This window comes from Pseudomonas sp. PVC-3-1 (assembly GCF_057444315.1).
In genome coordinates this window covers 1,811,701-1,836,490 of sequence record NZ_CM172023.1, presented here as the reverse complement: position 1 = coordinate 1,836,490, position 24,790 = coordinate 1,811,701, and the positions used below count along the sequence as shown (strand labels likewise).

The window sequence follows — 24,790 nt, the reverse complement described above, 5'->3', positions numbered from 1 at the left end:
CCCCTGGTCACCCATGAGCCTCTCGCTTCGCCGCCGCGCCCTGTTCCTGCTGTTCATCGCCCTGCTGCTCGCCGTCACCGCTGCCGCCTGGCTGCTGGCCTGGCACCCCGCCGAGCGCGAGGCTGTCGCCGCGCAGTGCCGCGCGCCCGCGCCGCAACTGCAGCCGGGCCAGGCGCTGAAGGTGATGACCTGGAACGTCCAGTACCTGGCCGGCAAGCGCTACATCTTCTGGGACGACCTGCCCGATACCACCGGCCCCGACGACAGCCCCAGCCCCGAGGACATCGCCTATAGCCTCGACGAAGTGGTGCGGGTGATCCGCGACGAGGCGCCGGACATCGTCCTGCTGCAGGAAGTCGACGACGGCGCAGCCGCCACTGGCAAACAGGACCAGCAGGCGCTGATCGGCGATCGCCTGACCGATATCTACCCCTGCTCCACCGCCGCCTTCGACTGGAAGGCGCGCTTCGACCCCAATCCCCACGTGTTCGGCAGCGCCGGGCGCAAGCTGGTGACCTTCAGCCGCTTCCAGATCACCCGCGGCGAGCGCATCGCCCTGCCGCAGCGCTCGTCCATCCCGCTGCTGCACCTGTTCGCCCCGCAGCCGGCGATGCTGCAGAGCGACCTGCCGATCCGCGGCGGCGGCCAGCTCAGCGTGATCAACACGCGCCTGGAGCGCCCCGACGGCGACGATACGCCGCAGCGCCAGGTCGAAGCCGTCGAGGCCCACCTGAACAGCCTGCAGGCCAGCGGCCGCCCCTGGCTGCTGGGCGGCGACCTCGGCCTGCTGCCGCTGGGCCAATATCCCTACCTGCCGGAGGTGCTGCGCGCGCCCTACCGCGCCAACAGCGAACTGAACCTGCTGGCAGCGCGCTTCCCCGTCGTGCCGGCGGTGGAGGAGTCCAGCGGCGCCGACCAGGAGAAGTGGTACACCCACTTCCCCAACGACCCCCGCGTGCACAAGCCCGACCGCACTCTGGATTACCTGTTCCACAGCCCCAGCCTGAACCGCCTGGAGGCCGGTGTGCGCAGCCACGACACCCTGCGCATCTCCAACCACCTGCCGCTGTCCGCGCGCTTCCTGCTGCCCCACTGAGCGCTATGGCACATCGCCACCGGCGGAAACTGGACAACTGCGATTCCACGGACGCATGCTCGGCTCGCTTCGAACAAAAACGATAACGAGCACTCCAGGCCATCCATGCATTTGAGCCGCCTCGCGGGGTTGATCCTCGCTCTCCTCTGCTTCAGCGCCAGCGCCGTCGAACGCCCAACCCTGGCCGACCGCCTACCGCATCCGCTACCGGCGCTGACAGTGGGCTACTACGAATTCCCGCCCTACACCTACACCGCCCCGGATGGCAGCACCCGCGGCAGCGGCGCCGAGATGGTGCGGCGCATCCTGCTCAAGGCCGGCTACCGTGCCGACTTCCGCCCGCTGCCCAGCGCCCGCCTGTACCTCGGCCTGCAGGATGGCAGCGTGCAGCTCTGGGCCGGTGCGCCGGGCAAGCAGGAGTTGGAGGGCAGCACGCTGGAGTGCGAGCGCGTGCTGGGGCATGTCGAACTGAACCTGTATCGCCTGGCTTCGCGATCCTCGCCGAAGATGCCCGAGGGACTGACCGGCAGCCGGATGATCCTGATCAGCGGCTACAGCTACTGGCGGCCGATAACCGAGATGCTGGCCGACCCGACGCTCAAGCTGGAACTGCACCGCACCAGCACCCACACCGCCGCCCTGCAGATGCTCGAGCGCGGTAGGGGAGACTTCCTGATCGACTACCAGACCCCGGTGGAGCAGGCACGCCGGGAGCTGAACATGGCGCCGCTGGCCTTCGACAAGCTGTACAGCGTGCCGACCAAGCTCATCGTCTCTCGCCACGCGCCCGATGCCGAAGGCCTGCGCGCGCAACTGGATCATGCCTATGACGAATTGCAGGCGGCGGGCTACGAGATGAAATTGCCGTGAGCCGTGAAGATGGGATTGCGTAGGAGCGGACTATGTCCGCGATCGACTCGTCGCCACGCGAAAACATCGCGGATAAATCCGCTCCTACAAAAGCCGGAGCCCGCACGAACCGCAGTTCCGGCGGGGCTTCGCCGGCACCGTCGATTCGGCGATCAGCGGAGCCCACCGGTCGAGCTTCGACCTCCGTCTCTTCCGCTGCTCAGGCCGAACTCAGCGCTCGCCCAGCTTGTGCCGCGCCGCATACAGGCAAACCATCTCCATCGCCAGGGTCGCGCCGGCCAGGGCGGTGATCTCGGCGTTGTCGTAGGGCGGCGCCACTTCCACCACGTCCATCCCCACCAGGTTGATGCCGCGCAGCGCGCGGAGGATTTCCAGCGCCTGGTGCGAAGTCAGGCCACCGCACACCGGCGTGCCGGTGCCGGGCGCGAAGGCCGGGTCGAGGCAGTCGATGTCGAAGGTCAGGTACACCGGGTTATCGCCCACGCGCGCACGGATGCGCTCGGCGATGGCTTGCGGCGTGTTGCGGTGTACTTCGCGGGCGTCCAGCACCTGGAAGCCCATGACGTCGTCATTGGTGGTACGCAGGCCGACCTGCACTGAGCGCGACGGGTCGACCAGCCCCTCGCGGGCCGCGTGGTAGAACATGGTCCCGTGGTCGATGCGCTGGCAGTCCTCGTCCGGCCAGGTGTCACTGTGGGCGTCGAAGTGGATCAGCGACAGCGCGCCGTGCTTCTTCGCGTGGGCCTTGAGCAGCGGGTAGCTGATGAAATGGTCGCCGCCCAGGGTCAGCAGCGCGCAGCCGGCATCGAGGATGCGCGCGGCGTGGGCTTCGATGACTTCCGGGGTTTCCTGCGGCACGCCGTGGTCGAAGGAGCAGTCGCCGTAGTCGATTACCGCCAGGTGGTCGAAGGGATCGAACTCCCAGGGGAAGTGCCGGGCCCAGGCCATCTGCACCGAGGCGGCGCGGATCGCACGCGGCCCGAAGCGGCTGCCGGGGCGGTTGGTGGTGGCCGTGTCGAAGGGCACGCCGCTGACCACTAGGTCGACGCCGCGCAGGTCGCGACTGTAGCGGCGCCGCATGAAGCTGGTGATGCCGGCGTAGGTGGATTCGGCAGCGGTGCCATAAAGGCTGTCGCGGGTGATGGCCTGGTCGTTGTCGTTAGCGAGATCCATGGCTTCCTCATCAATGGCTTTGTAGTGTTGTTCTGATAGTTCGGTGTCTGCGCGCCCCCCTCTCCCCCGCCCTCTCCCTGAACGGAGAGGGAGCTGCCCGTGCCGGTTGACGCTACAGCTTCAACCTGCACCGAACGGTCCCCTCTCCCTTCGGAGCGGGGCGCGCAGCCAGGGTTAGGGAGAGGGCAAGCGCACGCGAATCAGCTACGGGTACGGAACGCCGACCACAGTCGCGTGCGGTCGCGCTGCTGCTTGAGCGTCAGCAATTGCTCGCCGAACAGCTTCTGGCGCATGGCCGGCGCCGGGTAGATGTCCGGGTCGCCGGCGACATCGGCGTTCAGCAGCGGCGTCGCCTTCAGGTTGGCATTGGCGAAGTACAGGGTGTTGGTCAGCTCGGCGATGGACTCCGGGCGCAGCATGAAGTCGATGAAGGCGCGCGCCTCCTGCGGGTGCGGGGCGTCCACCGGGATGGCCATGGTGTCGAACCAGATCAGCGTGCCTTCCTTGGGAATCCGGTAGATCACCTCGAACGGCTTGTTCGCCTGCTTGGCCTGTGCGGCGCCCATCAGCGCATCGCCGGTGTAGGTCAGGGCGACGCACAGCGAACCATTGGCCAAGTCATTGATGTGCTTGCCGCTGGCGATGTAGCGCACGTTGGGTTGTAGCTTGGTCAGCAGCTCGCGAACCAGGGTGAGATCAGCCGCATCGGTGCTGTACGGCGACTTGCCCAGGTAGTTCAGCGCGACGCTGATCACCTCCTGGGGCGAGTCGATCAGCGAGATGCCGCAATCGGCCAGGCGGCTGGCGTACTCGGGCTTGAACAACAGGTCCAGGCTGTCCAGCGGCGCGTCGGGGATACGCTTGAGCACTTCGTCCTTGTTGATCGCCAGGCCCACGGTACCCCAGGTGTAGGGCACGCCGAAGCGGTTGCCCGGATCGATGGCGGCGAGCTTGGCCAGCAGTTCCGGATCGAGGTTGGCGAAGTTCTTCAACTGCGCCTCGTCGACCGGCTGCACGGCCTTGGCCTGAATCGCGCGAGCCAGCCCGCTACTGGCCGGGAACACCACGTCGTAGCCGCTGCGGCCGGTCATCAGCTTGCTGTCGAGCACCTCGGCGCTGTCGAAGGTGTCGTACTTGACGCGGATGCCGGTTTCCTTCTGGAAGCGTTGCAGCGCATCCGCGCCGACATAATCCGCCCAGTTGTACAGGTTGAGCACCCGCTCCTGTGCGTGCAGGGGCACGGCCAGTGCCACGGCCAGCATCGCGAGAGTCGCCCGGAAGAACACACGCATGATCATCGCCTCGAAGTTGTTGTGGTTATGGGGCGAGCATGGAGCGGGCTTTACTTTGTAAAAATACAAAGTTAATTACTTTGGCATTTCTTCAGAACAATGTTTGGAGACAACTTTGCTCACCCAATTGCGCGACCTCGACCTGCAACTGCTGCGCCTGTTCGTCACCGTCGTGGAGTGCGGCGGCTTCAGTGCGGCGCAGGGCGAGCTGGGCCTGAGCCAGCCGAGCATCAGCATCCAGATGGCCAAGCTGGAGACGCGCCTGGGCTACCGCCTGTGCGAGCGCGGCAAGGGCGGCTTCCGCCTGACACCCAAGGGCGAGCACCTGTTGCAGGCGACGCGGCGGCTGTTCCTGTCCATCGAGGATTTCCGCGACGAGGCGCGGGGCGTGGCCGACAAGTTGCTCGGCGAGGTGCGCATCGGTCTGTCCGAAGGGCTGGACGTGGAAGTGTTGGCGCAGCTGTCCGGGGCGATCCGGCGTTTCCGTCAACGCAACGAGGCGGTCAACCTGGAACTGATCACGGCGACGCCCGCCGAGTTGGAGCGCCTGCTGCTGCAGGATCGCCTGCACCTGGCGGTCGGCTACTTCGCCGGCACCCAGGCCGCGCTGGAGCATCACACCCTGTTCGTCGAACCCCAGGGCCTGTATTGCGGCGCCGGTCATCCGGCCTTCAAGGAAAAGAAACCGAGTCGCGACTCCCTGGCCGACGCCGATCAGGTGCTGCACCCGTACCGTTTCATCGCCGCCGACGAGCCGCTGCAAACCAGCCGCAGCAGCGCGCGCTGCGAGCAGGTCGACGGCAGCCTGGCATTCATCCTCTCCGGCGCGCACATCGGCTACCTGCCCAAGCACGTCGCCCAGCCGTGGATCGAGCGCGGCCAGTTGCGCGAACTGCTGCCGGGCGAACTGGGCTTCGACGTAGCCTTCAGCCTCACCCGGCATCGCGGCCGCCACCCCGGCGACGCCGAGCAGGCCTTCGTCAGCGACCTGCTGGCAGCCTTCGGCCGGCACGCGGCGGATTGACGCAGCGGCGCAACGGGAACCGGGGCTCCCAGGTGCAGTCCCACAGCGTCTATCACTTCTTGTGACAGCTCATCGGGCAACGCCTCGGGCCGCGTCGGAAGCTTTCCGCTATCATGCCCGCCAGCCATATGCCCGCCAATTACGTAGTCCGCGAGATGTCCATGCGCCGCCTGCTCACCCTGCTCCTGCTCCTCGTCGCCCTGCCCGCTTCCGCCGGCCTGTTCGACAAACCCGCCGACAAGGCCGGCTTCGCCGTCGGGCAACCGGCCAAGGGCGACTTCCTGCCGGTGGCCGAGGCCTTCCGTGTCAGCGTCGAGGACAGCGACAGCCAGCAGGTGAAGCTGCGCTTCATCAATGCCGATGGCTACTACCTCTACCAGCATCGTTTCAGCTTCAAGGTCGAGCCCGCCGACAGCGGCGTGAGCGTCGGCGACGTGAAGCTGCCGCCAGGCAAGCAGCACCACGACGATTACTTCGGCGACACCGTCGTCTATTACGCCATCACCGACATCGACGTGCCCCTGGTCAATCCGCAGCACAAGCCCTTCACCCTCGTCGTCAGCTACCAGGGCTGCGCCGACAAGGGACTGTGCTACGCGCCGGAAACCACCCGCCTGCAGATCGCCGACGGCCAGGCCGCCAGCGTGGTGGCGGGCCCCGCCCCCTCTTCTGCCGCCAAGTCCGCCGCTGCTTCGAGCAACCCGCTGGCCAGCCTGCTGGGCGACCACGAGCCGGGCAAGATCAAGAAGCTCGGCCGCGCGCTGGTGATCTTCTTCCTGCTGGGCCTGGCGCTGACCTTCACCCCCTGCGTGCTGCCGATGCTGCCAATCCTCTCCGGCGTAGTCCTGCGCGGCCGGCCGGGCGGCATGCGCGGCCTGGCGTTGTCGCTGGCCTACGTGCTGCCGATGGCCGCCTGCTACGCGGTGCTCGGCACCCTGATGGGCCTGTTCGGCGCCAAGCTCAACCTGCAGGCGATGCTGCAGTCGCCCTGGGTACTGATCCCCTTCGCGGCCTTCTTCGTGGTCTTCGCCATCGCCATGTTCGGCGCATTCGAGCTGCGCCTGCCGGGCTTCCTGCGCGAGCGCCTGGACAACATGGCCAACAACACCCGCGGCGGCTCGATCGCCGGCGCTGCGACCCTGGGCGTGCTCTCCAGCCTGCTGGTGTCGCCTTGCGTCACCGCTCCGCTGGCCGGCCTGCTGCTCTATATCAGCAGCACCGGCGACGCAGTGGGCGGCGGCCTGCTGCTGTTCTCCCTGGGCCTGGGCATGGGCACGCCGCTGGTGATCTTCGCCGTCGGCGGTGGCGCGCTGCTGCCCAAGAGCGGCGCCTGGATGAACGGCGTACGCAACGTCTTCGGCGTGATGCTGCTGGCAGTAGCCATCTGGATGCTCGAGCGACTGGTCTCGGGGCCGGTAGCCCTGACCCTCTGGGGCACCCTGGCTGGCGGCGTCGCCCTGGCCATCGGCACGCTGGAACTGGGGCCGAAGCAGCCGCTGCAACGACTCGGCCAACTGCTGGGCCTGATGCTGCTGGTCTACGCCGTGGCCGCCTGGACCGGCGCCCTGCGCGGCGAATCCGACCCGCTGCACCCGCTGGGCCGCAGCGGCGTCAGCAGCCACGCCGGCCCACCGAGCGCCACCCCTGGCGATTGGCAGAACATCACCACCCCGGCGCAACTCAACGCCGCACTGGCCAGTGCCCAGGCCGCCGGCCGCCCGGTGCTGCTGGACTGGTACGCCGACTGGTGCATCAGCTGCAAGATCATCGAGCGCCAGGTGCTGCCGGCGCCGGAAGTCCAGTCGCAACTGCCCGGCTTCGTCCTGCTGCGCTTCGACATGACCGCCAGCACCGAGGAGCAGCGCGCCCTGCTCGACCGTTACAACCTGTTCGGCCCACCCGCGCTGCTGTTCTTCTCGCCCAAAGGCGACGAATGGTCGGACCTGCGCATCATCGGCGAAACCGACGCCGCCACCCTCGCCGACCGCCTGAAGCAGGCTGGAACGCGCTCCTGAGACCCTGTTTGCAATCTCGCGAGCTAGAGCAGGGCAAGGCGCAACGACCAACAGGAGTAACAGCCGAAGGCTGGCCCGAAGGGCGAGCGTAGCGAGTCAAAACGGCCGAGGAAGCGGAGTTTACGAGTAGTAAATGAGCATGACTCGCTGCACTCGCCCCTTCGGGGCCGCACTGAAGTGCGTTAGCCGCAAGCGGCTTCCGACCCCGTTTTTAACGCGGCCATGCCGACGCACAGCAGGTTGCAAGCCGGTTCTGATCACAGTTTGACTGCAACGGTTCTGCCGTAATCAGCTGGCAACATGCTGACATCTACGGCAAAACCCGCATGACTGGACAGTCACGCCGGCTTTCCGGCATAGTCCCGCCCTATCTTTTCCCGCCAAGAACAAGGACTACAGCATCCAGATGGCGACCTTACTGGTACTGCACGGGCCGAACCTCAACCTGCTGGGCACCCGCGAGCCCGACAAATACGGCTCCGTCACCCTCGAGCAGATCAACCAGGACCTGGAGCGCCGCGCCCGCGAAGCCGGCCACCACCTGATGCACCTGCAGAGCAACGCCGAGTACGAACTGATCGACCGGATCCACGCCGCACGCAACGAAGGCGTGGACTTCATCCTGATCAATCCGGCCGCTTTCACGCATACAAGTGTCGCTCTACGTGACGCATTGCTCGCAGTGAGCATCCCATTCATCGAAGTGCACCTCTCCAACGTGCACAAACGTGAACCTTTCCGGCATCACTCCTACTTTTCCGACGTGGCGGTAGGGGTGATCTGCGGTCTGGGAGCCACAGGCTACCGCCTGGCCCTGGAATCCGCCCTTGAACAACTTGAACGCCCGTGACCTCACCTGGGAGAGCGAACACTGATGGACATCCGTAAAGTCAAGAAACTGATCGAACTGCTCGAAGAATCCGGTATCGACGAACTGGAGATCAAAGAGGGCGAAGAGTCCGTACGCATCAGCCGTCACAGCAAGACCGCCGCCCAGCCGATCTACGCTGCCGCTCCGGCCTACGCTCCGGCCCCGGCCGCTGCTCCGGTCGCCGCCGCTGCCACTGCCGCCCCGGCCGCTGAAGCCGCCCCGGCTGCCCAGAACCTCGCTGGCGCCGTGCGCTCGCCGATGGTCGGTACCTTCTACCGCGCCGCCTCGCCGACCTCCGCCAACTTCGTCGAAGTCGGCCAGAGCGTGAAGAAAGGCGACATCCTCTGCATCGTCGAAGCCATGAAGATGATGAACCACATCGAGGCCGAGACCAGCGGCGTGATCGGTCAGATCCTCGTGGAGAACGGTCAGCCGGTCGAGTTCGACCAGCCCCTGTTCACCATCGTTTAAAGCGCGGGGAGCCTGCGATGTTGGAAAAAGTACTGATCGCCAACCGCGGCGAAATTGCGCTGCGCATCCTGCGCGCATGCAAGGAGCTGGGCATCAAGACGGTGGCCGTGCACTCGACCGCCGACCGTGAGCTGATGCACCTGTCGCTGGCCGACGAAGCGGTCTGCATCGGTCCGGCCCCGGCTGCGCAGTCCTACCTGCACATCCCGGCGATCATCGCCGCGGCCGAGGTCACCGGTGCCGTGGGTATCCACCCCGGCTACGGCTTCCTCGCCGAGAACGCCGACTTCGCCGAGCAGGTCGAGCGCTCGGGCTTCACCTTCATCGGCCCGAGCGCCGACGTCATCCGCCTGATGGGTGACAAGGTGTCCGCCAAGGACGCCATGAAGAAAGCCGGCGTGCCGACCGTACCGGGCTCCGACGGCCCGCTGCCCGAAGACGAAGAGACCGCGCTGGCGATTGCCCGCGAGGTTGGCTACCCGGTGATCATCAAGGCTGCCGGTGGCGGTGGTGGTCGCGGCATGCGCGTCGTGCATAAAGAGGAAGACCTGATCAAGTCCGCCAAGCTGACCCGCACCGAAGCGGGCGCGGCCTTCGGCAACTCGATGGTCTACCTGGAGAAGTTCCTGACCAACCCGCGTCACGTGGAAGTTCAGGTCCTCTCCGACGGCCAGGGCAACGCCATCCACCTGGGCGACCGCGACTGCTCCCTGCAGCGTCGTCACCAGAAGGTGTTGGAAGAAGCTCCAGCCCCGGGCATCGACGAGAAGGCCCGCGCCGAAGTGCTGGCCCGCTGCGTCCAGGCCTGCGTGGAAATTGGCTACCGTGGCGCCGGCACCTTCGAGTTTCTCTACGAGAACGGCCGCTTCTACTTCATCGAGATGAACACCCGCGTCCAGGTGGAGCATCCGGTGTCGGAGATGGTCACCGGTATCGATATCGTCAAGGAGATGCTCAGCATCGCCTCGGGCAACAAGCTGTCGATCAAGCAGGAAGACGTGGTCATCCGTGGCCATGCGCTGGAATGCCGGATCAACGCCGAAGACCCGAAGACCTTCATGCCCAGCCCCGGCAAGGTGAAGCACTTCCACGCACCGGGCGGCAACGGCGTGCGTGTGGATTCGCACCTGTACAGCGGCTACGCCGTACCGCCGAACTACGACTCGCTGGTGGGCAAGATTATCACCTACGGCAAGGACCGCGATGAAGCCATGGCGCGCATGCGTAACGCGCTGGACGAGCTGATCGTCGATGGCATCAAGACCAACACCGAGCTGCACAAGGAGCTGGTCCGCGACAAGGAGTTCTGCAAAGGCGGTGTGAACATCCACTACCTGGAGAAGAAGCTGGGCATGGACAAGCACTAAGCCTGTTCCGCTCCGCCTCGCTCCACCACAAGGGCTGCCTCCGGGCGGCCCTTGTGCTTTGCGCCCCCTGCACGCTGGCATGGCAAGGTGCCGTGCAGTAAGCTTGCCGCCTTTATCGGCGGGCCGCCCAGGCGGTCCGTTGTCTTTTCCAGCAGCATCCCAGCACTATCGAGGTCCCGCCCCATGCCCTGGCTCCAAGTCCGACTCGCCATCACCCCGGATCAGGCGGAAACCTATGAAGATGCGCTGCTGGAAGTCGGCGCCGTCTCCGTGACCTTCATGGACGCCGAAGACCAGCCGATCTTCGAGCCGGACCTGGGCACCACTCCGCTGTGGAGCCACACCCACCTGCTCGCGCTGTTCGAGGCCGACACTGACGAGACCGCCCTGGTCGCCCACCTGTCCCTGCTCACCGGCGGCGCACTGCCGGAGCACCAGATCGAGCGCATCGAGGACCAGGACTGGGAGCGCAGCTGGATGGACAACTTCAAGCCAATGCGCTTTGGCCGCCGCCTGTGGATCGTCCCCAGCTGGCACGACGCCCCGGAGCCGGAAGCGGTCAACCTGTTGCTCGACCCGGGCCTGGCCTTCGGCACCGGTACCCACCCGACCACCGCGCTGTGCCTGGAATGGCTCGACGGCCAGGAGCTGGCCGGCCAGCAGGTGCTGGATTTTGGCTGCGGCTCGGGCATTCTCGCCATCGCTGCGCTGTTGCTGGGCGCCGAGCAGGCGGTCGGCACCGATATCGACCCGCAGGCGCTGGAAGCCTCGCGCGACAACGCCACGCGCAACGGCATCGACCCGTCGAAGTTCCCCGTCTACCTGCCCGCTGATCTGCCCAGGGAGCAGGCGGACGTCCTGGTGGCGAACATTCTGGCCGGTCCGCTGGTCACATTGGCAGAGCAGCTCACCGGCCTGGTGAAATCCGGTGGCCTGCTGGCCCTCTCGGGCATCCTCGCCGAGCAGGCCGAGGAAGTGCGCGCCGCCTATGAAGGCGCCTTCGACCTCGACCCGACTGCCGAGCGCGATGGCTGGATCCGCATCAGCGGCCGCCGCCGCTGAGTGCCCGCCGTACGGGGCTTGAGTTAGACTAACCGCCAGATTTTTCCGCCGGACCGCCGCATGAGCGACAGCTTCATCACACAGTGCCCCCATTGCCAGACCCGTTTCCGCGTCAACGCGGCGCAACTGGGCGCGGCCAGCGGTGCTGTGCGCTGCGGTACCTGCCTGAAGGTCTTCAGCGCGCCGCAGAACATGGTGGGAGACCCGACCGAGGCACCGACGGTCGCCGCAGTGCAGCCTGTCGTGCCCCCGAGACAGGAGCCGGTCGTTCAACCGACTCCTGTGAAAGCCCCGGAACCGGTCGCAGCAGCGCCCGCTCCCGCACCGGCCTTCAGCACCTTCGCGCCGGAAAAGCCCGCCGCCCCCAGCGCATCCGGCACCGCCACCCTGGGCTGGCCGCTGGCGCCCCATGCGGCGCGACATTCCAGCGATGTTGCAGAAAAACCCGCCATCGCCGAACCCAAGGTGGAAGCGAAACCGGCACCGGTTGCCGAGCCCGTCGCCGCAGCCACGGTGATTGCCACGGCGGCCACGGTGACCAGCGAACCCGCAAGACCCGCCTCTGCGCCGGCAAAGAAAGACGAGACGCTGTGGATTCACGACGATCTCGACCTGGACAGCCTCAACCTCGACGAGGAGCTGGCCAAGCTCGATGAGTTCGAGTTGTCCCAGGAATTCCTCAGCATCGAACGCGCGCCGCGTCCCAGCGAAGCCTTGCAGGCCCGCCCGGAAGAGAAGCGCGACCCGCACGACGAGCGCTGGGCCGAAGCCCTGCTGGAAGAAGAGCAGAAAGGCACCAGCCGTGTTTCCCGCCAGGAACCGAGCCTCGGCCACCTGCCCGCCGACGAGCCGGAAGAACCGCCCGCCAGTGCCCGACTGGTGGCCGACAAGGATCCGGAGCCGGAGCCGGAAGAGCCTGAGGACGAGTCTGGTTACGAACCGCGCATCGACCCGGCCCCGCTGCGCGTGGAGAGCGATGAAGAGAAGCTCCCCGCCTTCAGCGCCCGCCGCGATGACGACGAGCCCGACGTGGACGACGAGCAGGACGATGAGCCCTCGCTGGCCGACCAGCGCGGCGACAGCCGCCGCGCCGAGCCGGGCCTGCAAAACGGCGACCTGAGCGACCTGAGCGACGAACCCCTGCAACTGGATTGGCAGAAGCCCGAGCGCCGCTGGGGTCGCCGCCTGTTCTGGCTGCTGCTGGTGCTGCTGGCCCTGGCCGGTCTCGCCGGCCAGTACATCGCCTATCACTTCGACGAACTGGCCCGCCAGGACCAGTACCGCCCCTGGTTCGCCCAGGCCTGCCCGGAGCTGGGTTGCACCCTGCCCTCCAAGGTCGACGTGGAGCAGATCCGCAGCAGCAACCTGGTGGTGCGCAGCCACCCGGACTTCAGCGGCGCGCTGGTGGTGGACGCGATCATCTACAACCGCGCCAACTTCTCCCAGCCCTTCCCGCTGCTGGAAATGCGCTTCGCCGACCTGAACGGCCAGTTGATCGCCAGCCGCCGCTTCAAGCCCAGCGAATACCTTTCCGGCGAGCTGGCCGGACAGAGCGAGATGCCGCCGCAGACGCCGATCCACATCTCCCTGGACATCCTCGATCCCGGCCCCAAGGCAGTGAACTACAGCCTGAGCTTCCACTCGCCGGAATAACCCGGCGAGTAGCTCAAAGCGCCTGAGAGCGCCAGTTCCACTCGTCTTCCTACCTTGGGTGCTAAGCCCGAAGCTGTTCAGAATTTATCCAAAATCGCCTTTATCCGGTCATCGAGAGCGGGTATCATGCCCTCCCTTTTTTGCTAGCACCGGTGGCAGGCCCCGAAACGCATCCGCGAGTTGTACAGCGCGCGGCGCCTCGGTGTTCCCGCCCCATTGACCATGGAAATCCAGTCGGTGGTACGCATCGGCTCCTACACACTGCCCAACAGACTGATCCTGGCCCCGATGGCCGGCGTCACCGATCGTCCGTTCCGCCAGCTGTGCCGCCGCCTCGGCGCCGGCATGGTGGTTTCCGAGATGGTCACCAGCGACGTCCGCCTGTGGAACAGCCGCAAGTCGCGCCTGCGCCTGCAGCACGACCATGAGGATCAACCCCGTTCGGTGCAGATCGCTGGCGGCGACCCGCAAATGCTCGCGGAAGCTGCACGCTGCAACGTGGAGCTCGGCGCCCAGATCATCGACATCAACATGGGCTGCCCGGCGAAAAAGGTGTGCAACAAGGCCGCGGGTTCCGCGCTGATGAAGGATGAACGGCTGGTGGCCGACATCCTCGAGGCGGTCGTCGCGGCGGTAGAGGTTCCCGTCACCCTGAAGATTCGCACCGGCTGGGACCGGTCGAACAAGAACGGTGTGACGGTGGCGCGGATCGCCGAGCAGTCGGGCATCCAGGCGCTGGCGGTACACGGCAGGACCCGTGCCGACCTCTACACCGGCGAGGCGGAGTACGAAACCATCGCGGCGATCAAGCAGGCGGTTTCGATTCCGGTCTTCGCCAATGGTGATATCGATTCACCGCGAAAGGCACGGCAGGTTTTCGAGCAGACGGGCGTGGATGCCCTGCTGATCGGCCGCGCTGCCCAGGGCAACCCCTGGATCTTCCGCGAGATCGATCATTACCTCTGCACCGGCGAACTATTGCCGGCGCCGAGTCTGCACGAGGTGCAGAGCATCCTGCTCGAACACCTCGCTGCATTGCATGCGTTTTATGGGGAGGAAATGGGTGTGCGCATTGCCCGCAAGCATGTGGGCTGGTACCTCGCAACCCAACCGGGCGCGGCGGAGTTCCGCGCCCAGTTCAATCGTTTGCAGGACACGGATGCACAGAGCGCCAGCGTCAGGCAGTTCTTCGCCGAGCGCCACAATAACGGAGAAGGGGTGGCCGCATGACAACGATGACCGAGACATTAGTGAGTGGAATGACACCCGTGAGCGACAACGCCAACCTTAAACAGCACCTGACCACTCCGACGCAGGAGGGCCAGACCCTCCGCGACAGCGTGGAAAAGGCACTGCACAACTATTTCGCCCATCTCGAAGGGCAGCCGGTCACGGACGTGTACAACATGGTGCTTTGCGAAGTCGAAGCGCCGCTGCTGGAAACCGTCATGAACCACGTGAAGGGTAACCAGACCAAAGCCTCCGAACTGCTGGGGCTGAACCGCGGGACCCTGCGCAAGAAACTCAAGCAGTACGATCTTCTCTGACAGGTGGCAGGCGCGGGCCCGCGACCTCAAGGTCAGCCGGGCCCACGCCTGACACGCGAAAAGCCCGAAGCCTTTGTGGAAGCCGTTATGACCGACCAAACCACCCGCCTGCCCGTCCGCCGTGCGCTGATCAGCGTTTCCGACAAGACCGGCGTCGTCGATTTCGCCCGTGAGCTGGCTGCCCTCGGCGTGGAGATTCTCTCCACCGGCGGCACCTACAAGCTGCTCAAGGACAACGCCATCGCCGCCGTGGAAGTGGCCGACTACACCGGCTTCCCGGAAATGATGGACGGCCGCGTGAAGACCCTGCACCCGAAGATCCACGGTGGCATCCTCGGCCGTCGTGACCTCGACAGCGCGGTGATGGAGCAGCACGGCATCAAGCCGATCGATCTGGTGGCGGTCAACCTGTACCCGTTCGAAGCGACCGTGGCCAAGGCCGACTGCGACCTGCCGACCGCCATCGAGAACATCGACATCGGCGGCCCGACCATGGTCCGCAGCGCGGCGAAGAACCACAAGGACGTCGCCATCGTGGTCAATGCCAGCGACTACGCCGGCATCGTGGCTGGCCTGAAAGCCGGTGGCCTGACCTACGCCCAGCGCTTCGACCTGGCCCTGAAGGCCTTCGAGCACACCTCGGCCTACGACGGCATGATCGCCAACTACCTGGGCACCATCGACCAGGCGCGCGACACCCTGTCCACCGAAGACCGCGGCGCCTTCCCGCGCACCTTCAACAGCCAGTTCATCAAGGCGCAGGAAATGCGCTACGGCGAGAACCCGCACCAGAGCGCGGCCTTCTACGTCGAGGCGAAGAAGGGCGAAGCCAGCGTCTCCACCGCCATCCAGCTGCAGGGCAAGGAACTGTCGTTCAACAACGTGGCCGACACCGACGCCGCGCTGGAGTGCGTGAAGAGCTTCGTCAAGCCGGCCTGCGTCATCGTCAAGCACGCCAACCCGTGCGGCGTAGCCGTGGTTCCGGAAAACGAAGGCGGCATCCGCAAGGCCTACGACCTGGCCTACGCCACCGACACCGAGTCGGCCTTCGGCGGCATCATCGCCTTCAACCGCGAGCTGGACGGCGACACCGCCCAGGCCATCGTCGAGCGCCAGTTCGTCGAAGTGATCATCGCGCCGAAAATCTCCGAAGCCGCCCGTGCCGTGGTCGCTGCCAAGGCCAATGTGCGCCTGCTCGAATGCGGCGAGTGGCCGGCCGAGCGTGCGCCAGGCTGGGACTTCAAGCGCGTCAACGGCGGCCTGCTGGTACAGAGCCGCGACATCGGCATGATCACCGCCGATGACCTGAAGATCGTCACCCAGCGCGCCCCGAGCGAGCAGGAAATCCATGACCTGATCTTCGCCTGGAAAGTCGCCAAGTTCGTCAAGTCCAACGCCATCGTCTACGCCAAGGCGCGCCAGACTGTCGGCGTCGGCGCCGGCCAGATGAGCCGCGTGAACTCCGCCCGCATCGCTGCCATCAAGGCTGAGCATGCCGGTCTGGAAGTGAAAGGCGCGGTCATGGCTTCCGACGCCTTCTTCCCGTTCCGCGACGGCATCGACAACGCCGCCAAGGCCGGTATCACCGCGGTGATCCAGCCGGGTGGCTCGATGCGTGACAACGAAGTGATCGCCGCCGCTGACGAAGCCGGCATTGCCATGGTGTTCACCGGTATGCGCCACTTCCGCCACTAAGTGGTAAGGACGCACTCGGACCCGCATCTGCGGCGTTGCCCGGCCCTTCCCCCATGCTCATTGCCAGAAGGCAACTCCGCTGGGTGAAGGGCCGGGCGCCTTGCATCTACGAGCCCGATTGCGCCCCTTGAGATTGGTTCGTGAAGAGCGGACCGGTCATAAAGAATTCGTAGGTTGGGTCGGGCGGCGCTCCGCGAGCGAAGCGATACCCAACGATCCGGCACTGCCGGAACTGTTCAGGAGAACTCCAATGAACGTACTCATCATCGGCAGCGGCGGTCGCGAGCACGCGCTGGCCTGGAAGGTCGCGCAGGATTCGCGCGTGCAGAAGGTCTTCGTTGCGCCGGGCAACGCCGGCACCGCCACTGAAGCCAAATGCGAGAACGTCGCCATCGACGTACTGGCCCTGGAAGAGCTGGCCGATTTCGCCGCGAAGAACGTGCAACTGACCATCGTCGGCCCCGAGGCTCCGCTGGTCAAAGGCGTGGTCGACCTGTTCCGCTCGCGCGGCCTGGACATCTTCGGCCCCACCGCGGGCGCCGCCCAGCTGGAAGGTTCCAAGGCCTTCACCAAGGACTTCCTCGCGCGCCACCAGATCCCCACCGCCGACTACCAGAACTTCACCGAAGTCGAGCCGGCGCTGGCCTACCTGAAAGAGAAAGGCGCGCCCATCGTGATCAAGGCCGACGGCCTGGCCGCGGGCAAGGGCGTGATCGTCGCCATGACCCTGGCCGAAGCCGAGGAGGCCGTACGCGACATGCTCGCCGGCAATGCCTTCGGTGACGCCGGTTCGCGCGTGGTGATCGAAGAGTTCCTCGACGGCGAGGAGGCCAGCTTCATCGTCATGGTCGACGGCCAGAACGTGCTGCCCATGGCCACCAGCCAGGACCACAAGCGCGTCGGCGACGCCGATACCGGCCCGAACACCGGCGGCATGGGTGCGTACTCTCCTGCTCCGGTCGTCACCCCGGACGTGCACCAGCGTGTGATGGACGAAGTGATCTACCCGACCGTGCGCGGCATGGCCGAGGAAGGCAACGTCTACACCGGCTTCCTCTACGCCGGCCTGATGATCGACAAGAGCGGCAAGCCCAAAGTCATCGAGTTCAACTGCCGCTTCGGCGATCCGGAAACCCAGCCGATCATGGTCCGCCTGGAATCGTCGCTGGTCCTGCTGGTCGAGGCCGCCCTGGCCAAGGCGCTGGACAAGGTCGAAGCCACCTGGGACCCGCGTCCCACCGTGGGCGTGGTGATCGCCGCCGGCGGCTACCCGGGCGACTATGCCAAGGGTGACGCCATCTTCGGTCTCGACGAGGCCGCCAAGCTCGACGGCAAGGTGTTCCACGCCGGCACCGCGCTCAAGGACGGCCAGATCGTCACCGCTGGCGGTCGCGTACTGTGCGCCACCGCCCTCGGCCCGACCGTTTCGTCCGCTCAGGAACAGGCCTACCGCCTGGCCGAGAAGATTCGCTGGAACGGCAGCTTCTACCGCAAGGACATCGGTTATCGCGCCATCGCCCGCGAACGCGGCGAGGGCTGATCCGACGGGCGGAGGCGTCCCCCGTCGGACGCCTCCTTCCCGCTGGTCCCGGCGTGCCCGGGTGGATTACGGCCTTCAGCACACTTGGCTATAATCCGCCCACTCACTACCGAAGGGACTTCGCCGTGCGTCGGCTCTGGACTGCCACAGGACTCCTCGTCAGCTTGCTGCTGGCCGCTCTGGTCTGTCTTCCGACCTATGCGGCAAGCCAGGAACCCGGCTGGTCCCAGCTCCACGACAGTGACGCCCGCCTGCAACTGCAGGACGTTATTTCCCCGCGCTACCGCACCCTCTTCAGCCCGCTCGACATCAACGACCTGCACGCCCCCGCCGGCCCCGGCGCGACCTGGCTGCACTTCCGCCTTCCCGCCAATGACGAGCCCCAGCAGCTGCGCCTGTTCGCGCCGAGCCTGGACAGCTTCGAGATGTTCATCCTCGACGGGCAGAAAATCCTCGAGCAGAAGAGTGCCGGCAACCTCTCCCCGGTGCAGCGTCCGCTGCTCAACAGTGATCTGGTGATCCCCCTGCGCACCGCCGCCGAGCCGCTGGACCTCTACCTGCGCCTCGCCTCAGCCATGCCGCTGCGCCCAAACATCAGCATCGAAGCCGCCGGCCAGCCGAGCAACGACCAGCGCCCGCTGCACTTCGGCGTGCTGATCGGCTGCCTGGCCATGCTGCTGCTCTACAACCTCGTACGCTTCGCCTACACCCGCGTCGCGAGCGGCCTGTGGCTGGCCGGCGTGCACGTCAGCCTGCTGCTGGCCTGCCTCAACCTGTTCGGCCTGCTCAGCCCCTGGTACGGCAACAGCCAGTCGCTGCAGCCGATGGCCGCCCTAGCCTGCCTGGTGGTGACGCTGTTCTGCGCGCTGGGCTACACCGCCAGCTTCTTCTCTGGCCTCACCCCGCGCCTGCCGCTCAAGCGTCTGCTGCTGGGCGGCACCGCCGTACTGGTGGTACTGAGCGTCGTCCTCAATCTGGTGCTTGCCCTGTCCATCAGCAGCCTGGTCTACGGGCTGATCACCCTGGTGACCCTGGGCATGCTCGGCGTAGCGGTCTACTACTGGATTCACTCCTACCAACCGGCGCGCCTGTTCGCTATCGGCATGGGCGTCTTCGTGGTGGTCTGGTGCCTGTGCTTGCCGTCGCTGCTGGGCTATGTGGCGACTCGCGCGGAATGGCTCGGCAGCGGCCTGCTCGGTCTCTCGGCGGTGGTCGGCTTCCTGCTCAGCCTCGCCCTCGCCGAGCGCCAGCGGAAAATCCAGAACGACCACTTCGCCGCCAGCCGCCAGCGCGCCGCCAACGTCGCCGAGCTGAAGGCCAAGGGCGACTTCCTGGCAAAGATCAGCCACGAGATCCGCACGCCCATGAACGGTGTGCTGGGCATGACCGAGTTGCTGCTCGGCACCCCGCTCTCGGCCAAGCAACGCGACTACGTGCAGACCATCCATAGCGCGGGCAACGAACTGCTCTCGCTGATCAACGAAATCCTCGACATCTCCAAGCTGGAGTCCGGGCAGATCGAACTGGATGAAGTGCAGTTCGACCTCGGCGCGCTGATCGAGGACTGCCTGGCGATCTTCCGCGCCAAGGCCGAACAGCAGAAGGTCGAGCTGATCAGCTTCACCCAGCCGCAGGTGCCGCGCATCGTCAGCGGCGACCCGACACGCCTGCGCCAGGCCGTGCTGAGCCTGCTGGACAACGCCTTCAAACAGACCGATGAGGGCGAAATCCTTCTCGTCGTCGCCCTCGACGGCTCGGCCGAGCGCCCGCGCCTGCGCATCGCCGTGCAGGACAGTGGTCGCCCGCTGGATGCCGCCGACCGCCAGGCCCTGCTCACCGCCGAACTGCACAGCCGTGACTTCCTCTCCGCTACCCGCATGAGCAGCCGCCTCGGCCTGATCATCGCGCGCCAGTTGATCCGCCTGATGAACGGCGATTTTGGAATAGAGAGCGGGGACAGCGGTGGCGATTCGGGCAACCTGCTGTGGCTCAGCCTGCCGCTGGACCCGCAGCAGATCGACCAGGCCGGCGCCGACCTCGACAGCCCGCTGCAGGGCGCGCGTCTGCTGGTGGTGGACGACAACCAGACCTGCCGCAAGGTGGTGGTGCAGCAGTGCAGCGCCTGGGGCATGAACGTCAGCGCGGTGTCCTCGGGCAAGGAAGCGCTGGCCCAGCTGCGCACCAAGGCGCACCTGCGCGAGTATTTCGATGTGGTCCTGCTGGACCAGGACATGCCCGGCATGACCGGCATGCAACTGGCCACCAAGATCCAGGAAGACCCGAACCTCAATCACGACATCCTGCTGATCATGCTCACCGGCATCAGCAACGCGCCGAGCAAGATCATCGCGCGCAATGCCGGGATCAAACGCATCCTGGCCAAGCCGGTGGCGGGCTATACGCTGAAGGCGACGCTGGCCGAAGAGCTGTCCCAGCGCGGCCCGAGTGGCGTGAGCAACTATCTTGCGCCAACCAGCGAGCCGGCTTCGAACGTGCCGCCCAGCGACTTCCGCATCCTCGTCGCCGAGGACAACAGCATCTCCACCAAGGTCATCCGCGGCATGCTGAGCAAGCTCAACCTGCAGCCCGATACCGCCAGCAACGGTGAAGAAGCGTTGGCCGCGATGAAGTCCACCCAGTACGACCTGGTACTGATGGACTGCGAGATGCCGGTGCTCGACGGCTTCTCCGCCACCGAGCGCCTGCGCGCCTGGGAAGCCAGCGAACACCGCCCGCACACCCCGGTGGTGGCGCTCACCGCGCACATCCTCAGCGAGCACAAGGAGCGCGCACGGCTGGTCGGAATGGACGGCCACATGGCCAAGCCGGTGGAGTTGTCGCAACTGCGCGAGCTGGTGGCCTACTGGGTCGGCGAGCGGGATCGCCGCCTGCGCCAGCAGCAGAGCGACGCGCTGCCATCCTGATTTCGCCCTTCCCCCGTCATATCCCTTGGCGTAGGAGCGGACTCCGTCCGCGATAGATTCCGTATCGCGCCGGACGTCAATCGCGGACGGAGTCCGCTCCTACGTAACCCGATAGACCTACCGGGCAATTGCCCCGCCGCAATGCCGCCCGCCGTCCCACCCGCTATGCTTTGCCCTGCCGCGCCCTCTCAATCCGGACGAGTCGTTCCCATGCAAGTGATGTTCAGCGTGTACCTGAAGATGCTGGTGCTCTACAGCCCATTCTTCGTGCTGTCCTGCTTCATCAGCCTGAACCGCGGCTTCGCCCCGCGCGACCGCAAGCGCATGGCCTGGCGCGTGGCCCTGGCGGCGTTGATCGCCAGCGTTCTGCTGTATCTGTTCGGCCGCTACATCTTCACCCTGTTCGGCATCACCGCCGATGCCTTCCGCATCGGCGCAGGCTCCGTACTGTTCATCTCCGCCCTGGGCATGGCGCAAGGGCGCTCGGCGGTGCAGGCGGACAACGTGCAACAGGACGTCACCATCGTCCCACTGACCATCCCCATCACCGTCGGTCCCGGCACCATCGGTGCGCTGCTGGTGATGGGCGTGAACCAGGACTGGGAGCACAAGTTGCTGGCCCTGGCGGCGATCTTCCTGGCCTGCCTGACCGTGGGTGTGACGCTCTACCTCTCCGACAAGATCGAAAAGGTCCTCGGCGAACAGGGCCTGATGATCGTCAGCCGCCTGATGGGGCTGTTCGTCTGCGCCCTCGCCGCGCAGATCATCATGACCGGCGTGCGCGGCTACTTCCTCCCGCAATGACGCGCTCCTTTGGGGAGCGCCGCGCACCAAAGGGCGTTCGGCGCACCAAAGCTGCGCACTGAAAAACCTCACCATTACGACAGAAAATCGCGTGCAGCCCATCTGCGCCAAGGCTTTTGCCTGTTTGGCACGGATGCTGCGATGGCAGCTTCGATCCCGCTCAAGGATCGCCCCATTTCCGGGGAAGCTGCCGCCCGGCAACTCCCCGCCCCTGGATAGCCAAGGAGGCTGCCGCGATGAAACGTCGTCCGCTGTTGAAAAGTACGCTGGCCGTGAGTGCCCTGCTGCTCACCGGTCTGTTCCCGTTCAGCTCCCAGGCCGCCGAGACCATCAAGGTCGGCATCCTGCATTCGCTGTCCGGCACCATGGCGATCTCCGAGACCTCGCTCAAGGACATGGCGCTGATGACCATCGACGAGATCAACGCCAAGGGCGGGGTGAACGGCAAGAAGCTCGAAGCGGTGGTGGTCGACCCCGCCTCCAACTGGCCGCTGTTCGCCGAGAAGGCGCGCCAGCTGCTGACCCAGGACAAGGTCGCGGTGGTCTTCGGCTGCTGGACCAGCGTGTCGCGCAAGTCGGTGCTGCCGGTGTTCGAGGAGCTCAATGGCCTGCTGTTCTACCCGGTGCAGTACGAGGGTGAGGAAATGTCGCCCAACGTCTTCTACACCGGCGCGGCGCCGAACCAGCAGGCGATCCCGGCCGTGGAATACCTGATGAGCGAGGACGGCGGCGCCGCCAAGCGCTTCTTCCTGCTGGGCACCGACTACGTCTACCCGCGCACCACCAACAAGATCCTGCGCGCCTTCCTGCACAGCAAGGGCGTGGCCGACAAGGATATCCAGGAGGTCTACACCCCGTTCGGCCACAGCGACTATCAAACCATCGTCGCCGACATCAAGAAGTTCTCCGCCGGCGGCAAGACCGCGGTGATCTCCACCGTCAACGGCGACTCCAACGTGCCGTTCTACAAGGAACTGGCCAACCAGGGCCTGGAAGCCACCGAAGTACCGGTGGTGGCCTTCTCCGTGGGCGAGGAAGAACTGCGCGGCATCGACACCAAGCCGCTGGTGGGCAACCTCGCGGCGTGGAACTACTTCGAGTCGGTGAAGAACCCGGAAAACACCAAGTTCGTCGCTGACTGGAAGGCCTACGCCAAGGCCAAGAACCTGCCCAACTACAGCACCGCCGTGACCAACGACCCGATGGAGGCCACCTACGTCGGCATCCACATGTGGGCGCAGGCCGTGCAGAAGGCCGGCAGCACCGACGTCGACAAGGTTCGCGAGGCCATGGGCGGGCAGACCTTCAAGGCGCCCTCGGGCTTCACCCTGACCATGGACAAGACCAACCACCACCTGCACAAGCCGGTGATGATCGGCGAGATCGAGGACAACGGTCAGTTCAACGTGGTCTGGAAGACCCCCGAGCCGATCCGCGCCCAGCCGTGGAGCCCGTTCATTCCGGGCAACGACAAGAAGCCGGATTACGCGGTGCGCAGCAACTGATCCTCCGGGGAGCCAGAGCCCCTCTCCCTAACCCTCTCCCTGAAGGGAGAGGGAACCGTATGGCGCAAGATCACGCCAAGGCATCAGCCGGCTCGGACGGCTTTCTCCCTGACGGGAGAAAAACAGTCAGACACAGGATGAAGCCAGAAGTATCTGGCGGCACGGACAACCCCCTCTCTCTTCAGGGAGAGGGCTGGGGAGAGGGGGCATCCGCCCACTCCCGCCTTTCAGGGAACACACCATGCCCACTGCCCTGCTCCACCTGCTTCGCCTCTGCGCCCTCGCACTGACCGCGCTGCTGCCGCAGCTCGCCTTCGCCGGCCCCGCGCAGGACTTCGCCAGCGCCGATAACGACGCCCGCGCCAAACTGCTGGAGCAATGGGCCGCCGCGCCTGATGCCGACCGCCTGCCGTTGCTGGAAGCCATCCAGTCCGGCCGCCTCGCCATCGATGCGCAGGGTCGTGCCTTCGTCCTCGGTGACGAGGGGCAATACCACCCCGCCGACGGCGGTGCCGCACCAGTCGGCGAGCCCGACAAGCTACGCCTGAACAACCGCCTGCGCGGCCTGGTGAACACCGCAATGGCCAGCCACCAACTGGTCGCCGACAGCGCCGACGTGCGCCTGGAAGCCGCGCGTCAATTGCAGAAGAGTGCCCGCCCGGCGCAGCGCACGCTGCTCGAATACCGTCTCAACGAAGAATCCGACGACGCCGTCAAAGCCGCCCTGCAACTGGCCCTGGCCAACCTGCAGCTGGCCGACCCGGCTCCCGCCGTGCGCCTCTCCGCCGTGCGCCTGCTGGGCGAATCCGGCGATCCGCAGGCGCGCACCCGCCTGGAAAATATCCTCGACCCCGCTGTCGAACCCGACGATTCGGTGCGCACCGCCGCCGCCACCAGCCTCGGCCAGGTCAAGCGCCGTCTGTTGATGGGCGATCTGTTCGGCCAGGCTTTCAGCGGCCTGTCGCTGGGCTCGATCCTGCTGCTCGCCGCCCTGGGCCTGGCGATCACCTACGGGCTGCTCGGGGTGATCAACATGGCCCACGGCGAAATGCTGATGCTCGGCGCCTACTCCACCTATGTGGTGCAGTTGCTCTGCCAGCGCTTCGCTCCCGGCCTGCTGGAGCTGTATCCGTTACTCGCGCTGCCGGTGGCCTTCCTGGTCACTGCGTGCATCGGCATGGCACTGGAACGCACGGTGATCCGCCATCTCTACGGCCGCCCATTGGAAACCCTGCTCGCCACCTGGGGCATCAGCCTGGTGCTGATCCAGCTGGTGCGCGTGCTGTTCGGCGCGCAGAACGTCGAAGTGGCCAACCCGGCGTGGCTGTCCGGCGGCATCCAGGTGCTGCCCAACCTCGTACTGCCGTGGAACCGCATCGTCATCATCGGCTTTGCGCTGTTCGTGCTGGCGCTCACCTGGCTGCTGCTCAACCGCACGCGGCTGGGCCTGAACGTCCGCGCGGTGACCCAGAACCGCAACATGGCCGCCTGCTGCGGGGTGCCCACCGGCCGCGTGGATATGCTCGCCTTCGGCCTGGGCTCGGGCATCGCCGGCCTGGGCGGCGTAGCGCTGTCGCAGGTCGGCAACGTCGGCCCGGACCTGGGCCAGAGCTACATTATCGACTCCTTCCTGGTGGTGGTGCTCGGTGGTGTCGGCCAACTCGCCGGCAGCGTGTTCGCCGCCTTTGGCCTGGGCGTGGCGAACAAGATCCTCGAACCGCAGATCGGCGCGGTGCTGGGCAAGATCCTGATCCTCGCGCTGATCATCCTGTTCATCCAGAAACGTCCGCAGGGGCTCTTCGCTCTGAAAGGGAGGGTCATCGATTGATGAAAACGTTCCCCTTCTATCCATCCGCTCTTCGTAGGACCGAGGGGGGCGCC

At 66.0% G+C, this 24,790-nt stretch carries 19 protein-coding genes; 17 read left to right on the top strand and 2 right to left on the bottom strand.

What is annotated here, in order from left to right:
• Positions 1-13 precede the first annotated feature (13 nt).
• On the top strand, positions 14-1,096 hold the full coding sequence (locus AC2T4A_RS08475; protein ID WP_416750278.1) for an endonuclease/exonuclease/phosphatase family protein: 1,083 nt from the start codon (positions 14-16) through the stop codon (positions 1,094-1,096).
• Between the two features lie 105 nt (positions 1,097-1,201).
• Positions 1,202-1,966, top strand: a complete 765-nt coding sequence (locus AC2T4A_RS08470; protein ID WP_486743088.1) for a substrate-binding periplasmic protein — start codon at positions 1,202-1,204, stop codon at positions 1,964-1,966.
• A 210-nt stretch (positions 1,967-2,176) separates the two neighbouring features.
• On the opposite strand, the gene speB is transcribed toward AC2T4A_RS08470, so the two are convergent.
• Together speB and AC2T4A_RS08460 are read right to left on the bottom strand one after the other, a co-directional pair.
• Entirely contained in the window at positions 2,177-3,139 is a 963-nt protein-coding gene (speB, locus tag AC2T4A_RS08465) for an agmatinase (protein WP_486743087.1), read from the bottom strand.
• Between the two features lie 200 nt (positions 3,140-3,339).
• Positions 3,340-4,431, bottom strand: a complete 1,092-nt coding sequence (locus AC2T4A_RS08460) for a polyamine ABC transporter substrate-binding protein (protein WP_486743086.1) — start codon at positions 4,429-4,431, stop codon at positions 3,340-3,342.
• Between the two features lie 115 nt (positions 4,432-4,546).
• On the opposite strand from AC2T4A_RS08460, the gene AC2T4A_RS08455 reads away from it, so the two are divergent.
• From AC2T4A_RS08455 to urtB, 15 genes are all read left to right on the top strand, one after another.
• Positions 4,547-5,455, top strand: a complete 909-nt coding sequence (locus AC2T4A_RS08455; protein WP_486743085.1) for a LysR family transcriptional regulator — start codon at positions 4,547-4,549, stop codon at positions 5,453-5,455.
• Between the two features lie 161 nt (positions 5,456-5,616).
• Positions 5,617-7,470, top strand: a complete 1,854-nt coding sequence (locus AC2T4A_RS08450; RefSeq protein ID WP_478379296.1) for a protein-disulfide reductase DsbD — start codon at positions 5,617-5,619, stop codon at positions 7,468-7,470.
• 406 nt (positions 7,471-7,876) lie between these two features.
• Positions 7,877-8,320 (top strand): type II 3-dehydroquinate dehydratase, encoded by a 444-nt coding sequence (gene aroQ / locus AC2T4A_RS08445; RefSeq protein ID WP_015479055.1) that lies wholly within the window; start codon positions 7,877-7,879, stop codon positions 8,318-8,320.
• Positions 8,321-8,344: 24 nt separating this feature from the next.
• Positions 8,345-8,812, top strand: a complete 468-nt coding sequence (gene accB / locus AC2T4A_RS08440; RefSeq protein WP_045216410.1) for an acetyl-CoA carboxylase biotin carboxyl carrier protein — start codon at positions 8,345-8,347, stop codon at positions 8,810-8,812.
• Positions 8,813-8,829: 17 nt separating this feature from the next.
• Entirely contained in the window at positions 8,830-10,179 is a 1,350-nt protein-coding gene (gene accC / locus AC2T4A_RS08435) for an acetyl-CoA carboxylase biotin carboxylase subunit (RefSeq protein WP_045216407.1), read from the top strand.
• Between the two features lie 183 nt (positions 10,180-10,362).
• Positions 10,363-11,241, top strand: a complete 879-nt coding sequence (prmA, locus tag AC2T4A_RS08430) for a 50S ribosomal protein L11 methyltransferase (RefSeq protein ID WP_416750292.1) — start codon at positions 10,363-10,365, stop codon at positions 11,239-11,241.
• A 60-nt stretch (positions 11,242-11,301) separates the two neighbouring features.
• The gene (locus tag AC2T4A_RS08425) at positions 11,302-12,894 is read left to right on the top strand and encodes a DUF3426 domain-containing protein (protein WP_486743084.1); all 1,593 of its coding nucleotides are present in this window, start codon (positions 11,302-11,304) and stop codon (positions 12,892-12,894) included.
• A gap of 222 nt (positions 12,895-13,116) precedes the next feature.
• Positions 13,117-14,124 carry a tRNA dihydrouridine synthase DusB gene (gene dusB / locus AC2T4A_RS08420; RefSeq protein WP_416750367.1) on the top strand — a complete coding sequence of 336 codons (1,008 nt, stop codon included), beginning with the start codon at positions 13,117-13,119 and terminating at the stop codon, positions 14,122-14,124.
• A complete protein-coding gene (fis, locus tag AC2T4A_RS08415) occupies positions 14,121-14,441 on the top strand; it encodes a DNA-binding transcriptional regulator Fis (RefSeq protein WP_024766365.1) in 321 nt (106 codons plus the stop codon). Before dusB ends, fis begins: the two co-directional genes overlap by 4 nt.
• Positions 14,442-14,528: 87 nt before the next feature.
• Positions 14,529-16,136, top strand: a complete 1,608-nt coding sequence (purH, locus tag AC2T4A_RS08410) for a bifunctional phosphoribosylaminoimidazolecarboxamide formyltransferase/IMP cyclohydrolase (protein WP_486743083.1) — start codon at positions 14,529-14,531, stop codon at positions 16,134-16,136.
• A gap of 250 nt (positions 16,137-16,386) precedes the next feature.
• Positions 16,387-17,676: a phosphoribosylamine--glycine ligase gene (gene purD / locus AC2T4A_RS08405; protein WP_486743082.1), complete on the top strand. Its 1,290-nt coding sequence runs from the start codon at positions 16,387-16,389 to the stop codon at positions 17,674-17,676.
• Between the two features lie 125 nt (positions 17,677-17,801).
• On the top strand, positions 17,802-20,600 hold the full coding sequence (locus AC2T4A_RS08400) for a hybrid sensor histidine kinase/response regulator (protein ID WP_486743081.1): 2,799 nt from the start codon (positions 17,802-17,804) through the stop codon (positions 20,598-20,600).
• 210 nt (positions 20,601-20,810) lie between these two features.
• Positions 20,811-21,404 (top strand): MarC family protein, encoded by a 594-nt coding sequence (locus AC2T4A_RS08395; RefSeq protein ID WP_416750302.1) that lies wholly within the window; start codon positions 20,811-20,813, stop codon positions 21,402-21,404.
• 236 nt (positions 21,405-21,640) lie between these two features.
• Positions 21,641-22,909, top strand: a complete 1,269-nt coding sequence (gene urtA, locus AC2T4A_RS08390; protein ID WP_416750304.1) for an urea ABC transporter substrate-binding protein — start codon at positions 21,641-21,643, stop codon at positions 22,907-22,909.
• A gap of 241 nt (positions 22,910-23,150) precedes the next feature.
• The gene (urtB, locus tag AC2T4A_RS08385) at positions 23,151-24,737 is read left to right on the top strand and encodes an urea ABC transporter permease subunit UrtB (protein WP_486743080.1); all 1,587 of its coding nucleotides are present in this window, start codon (positions 23,151-23,153) and stop codon (positions 24,735-24,737) included.
• Positions 24,738-24,790: the final 53 nt, after the last annotated feature.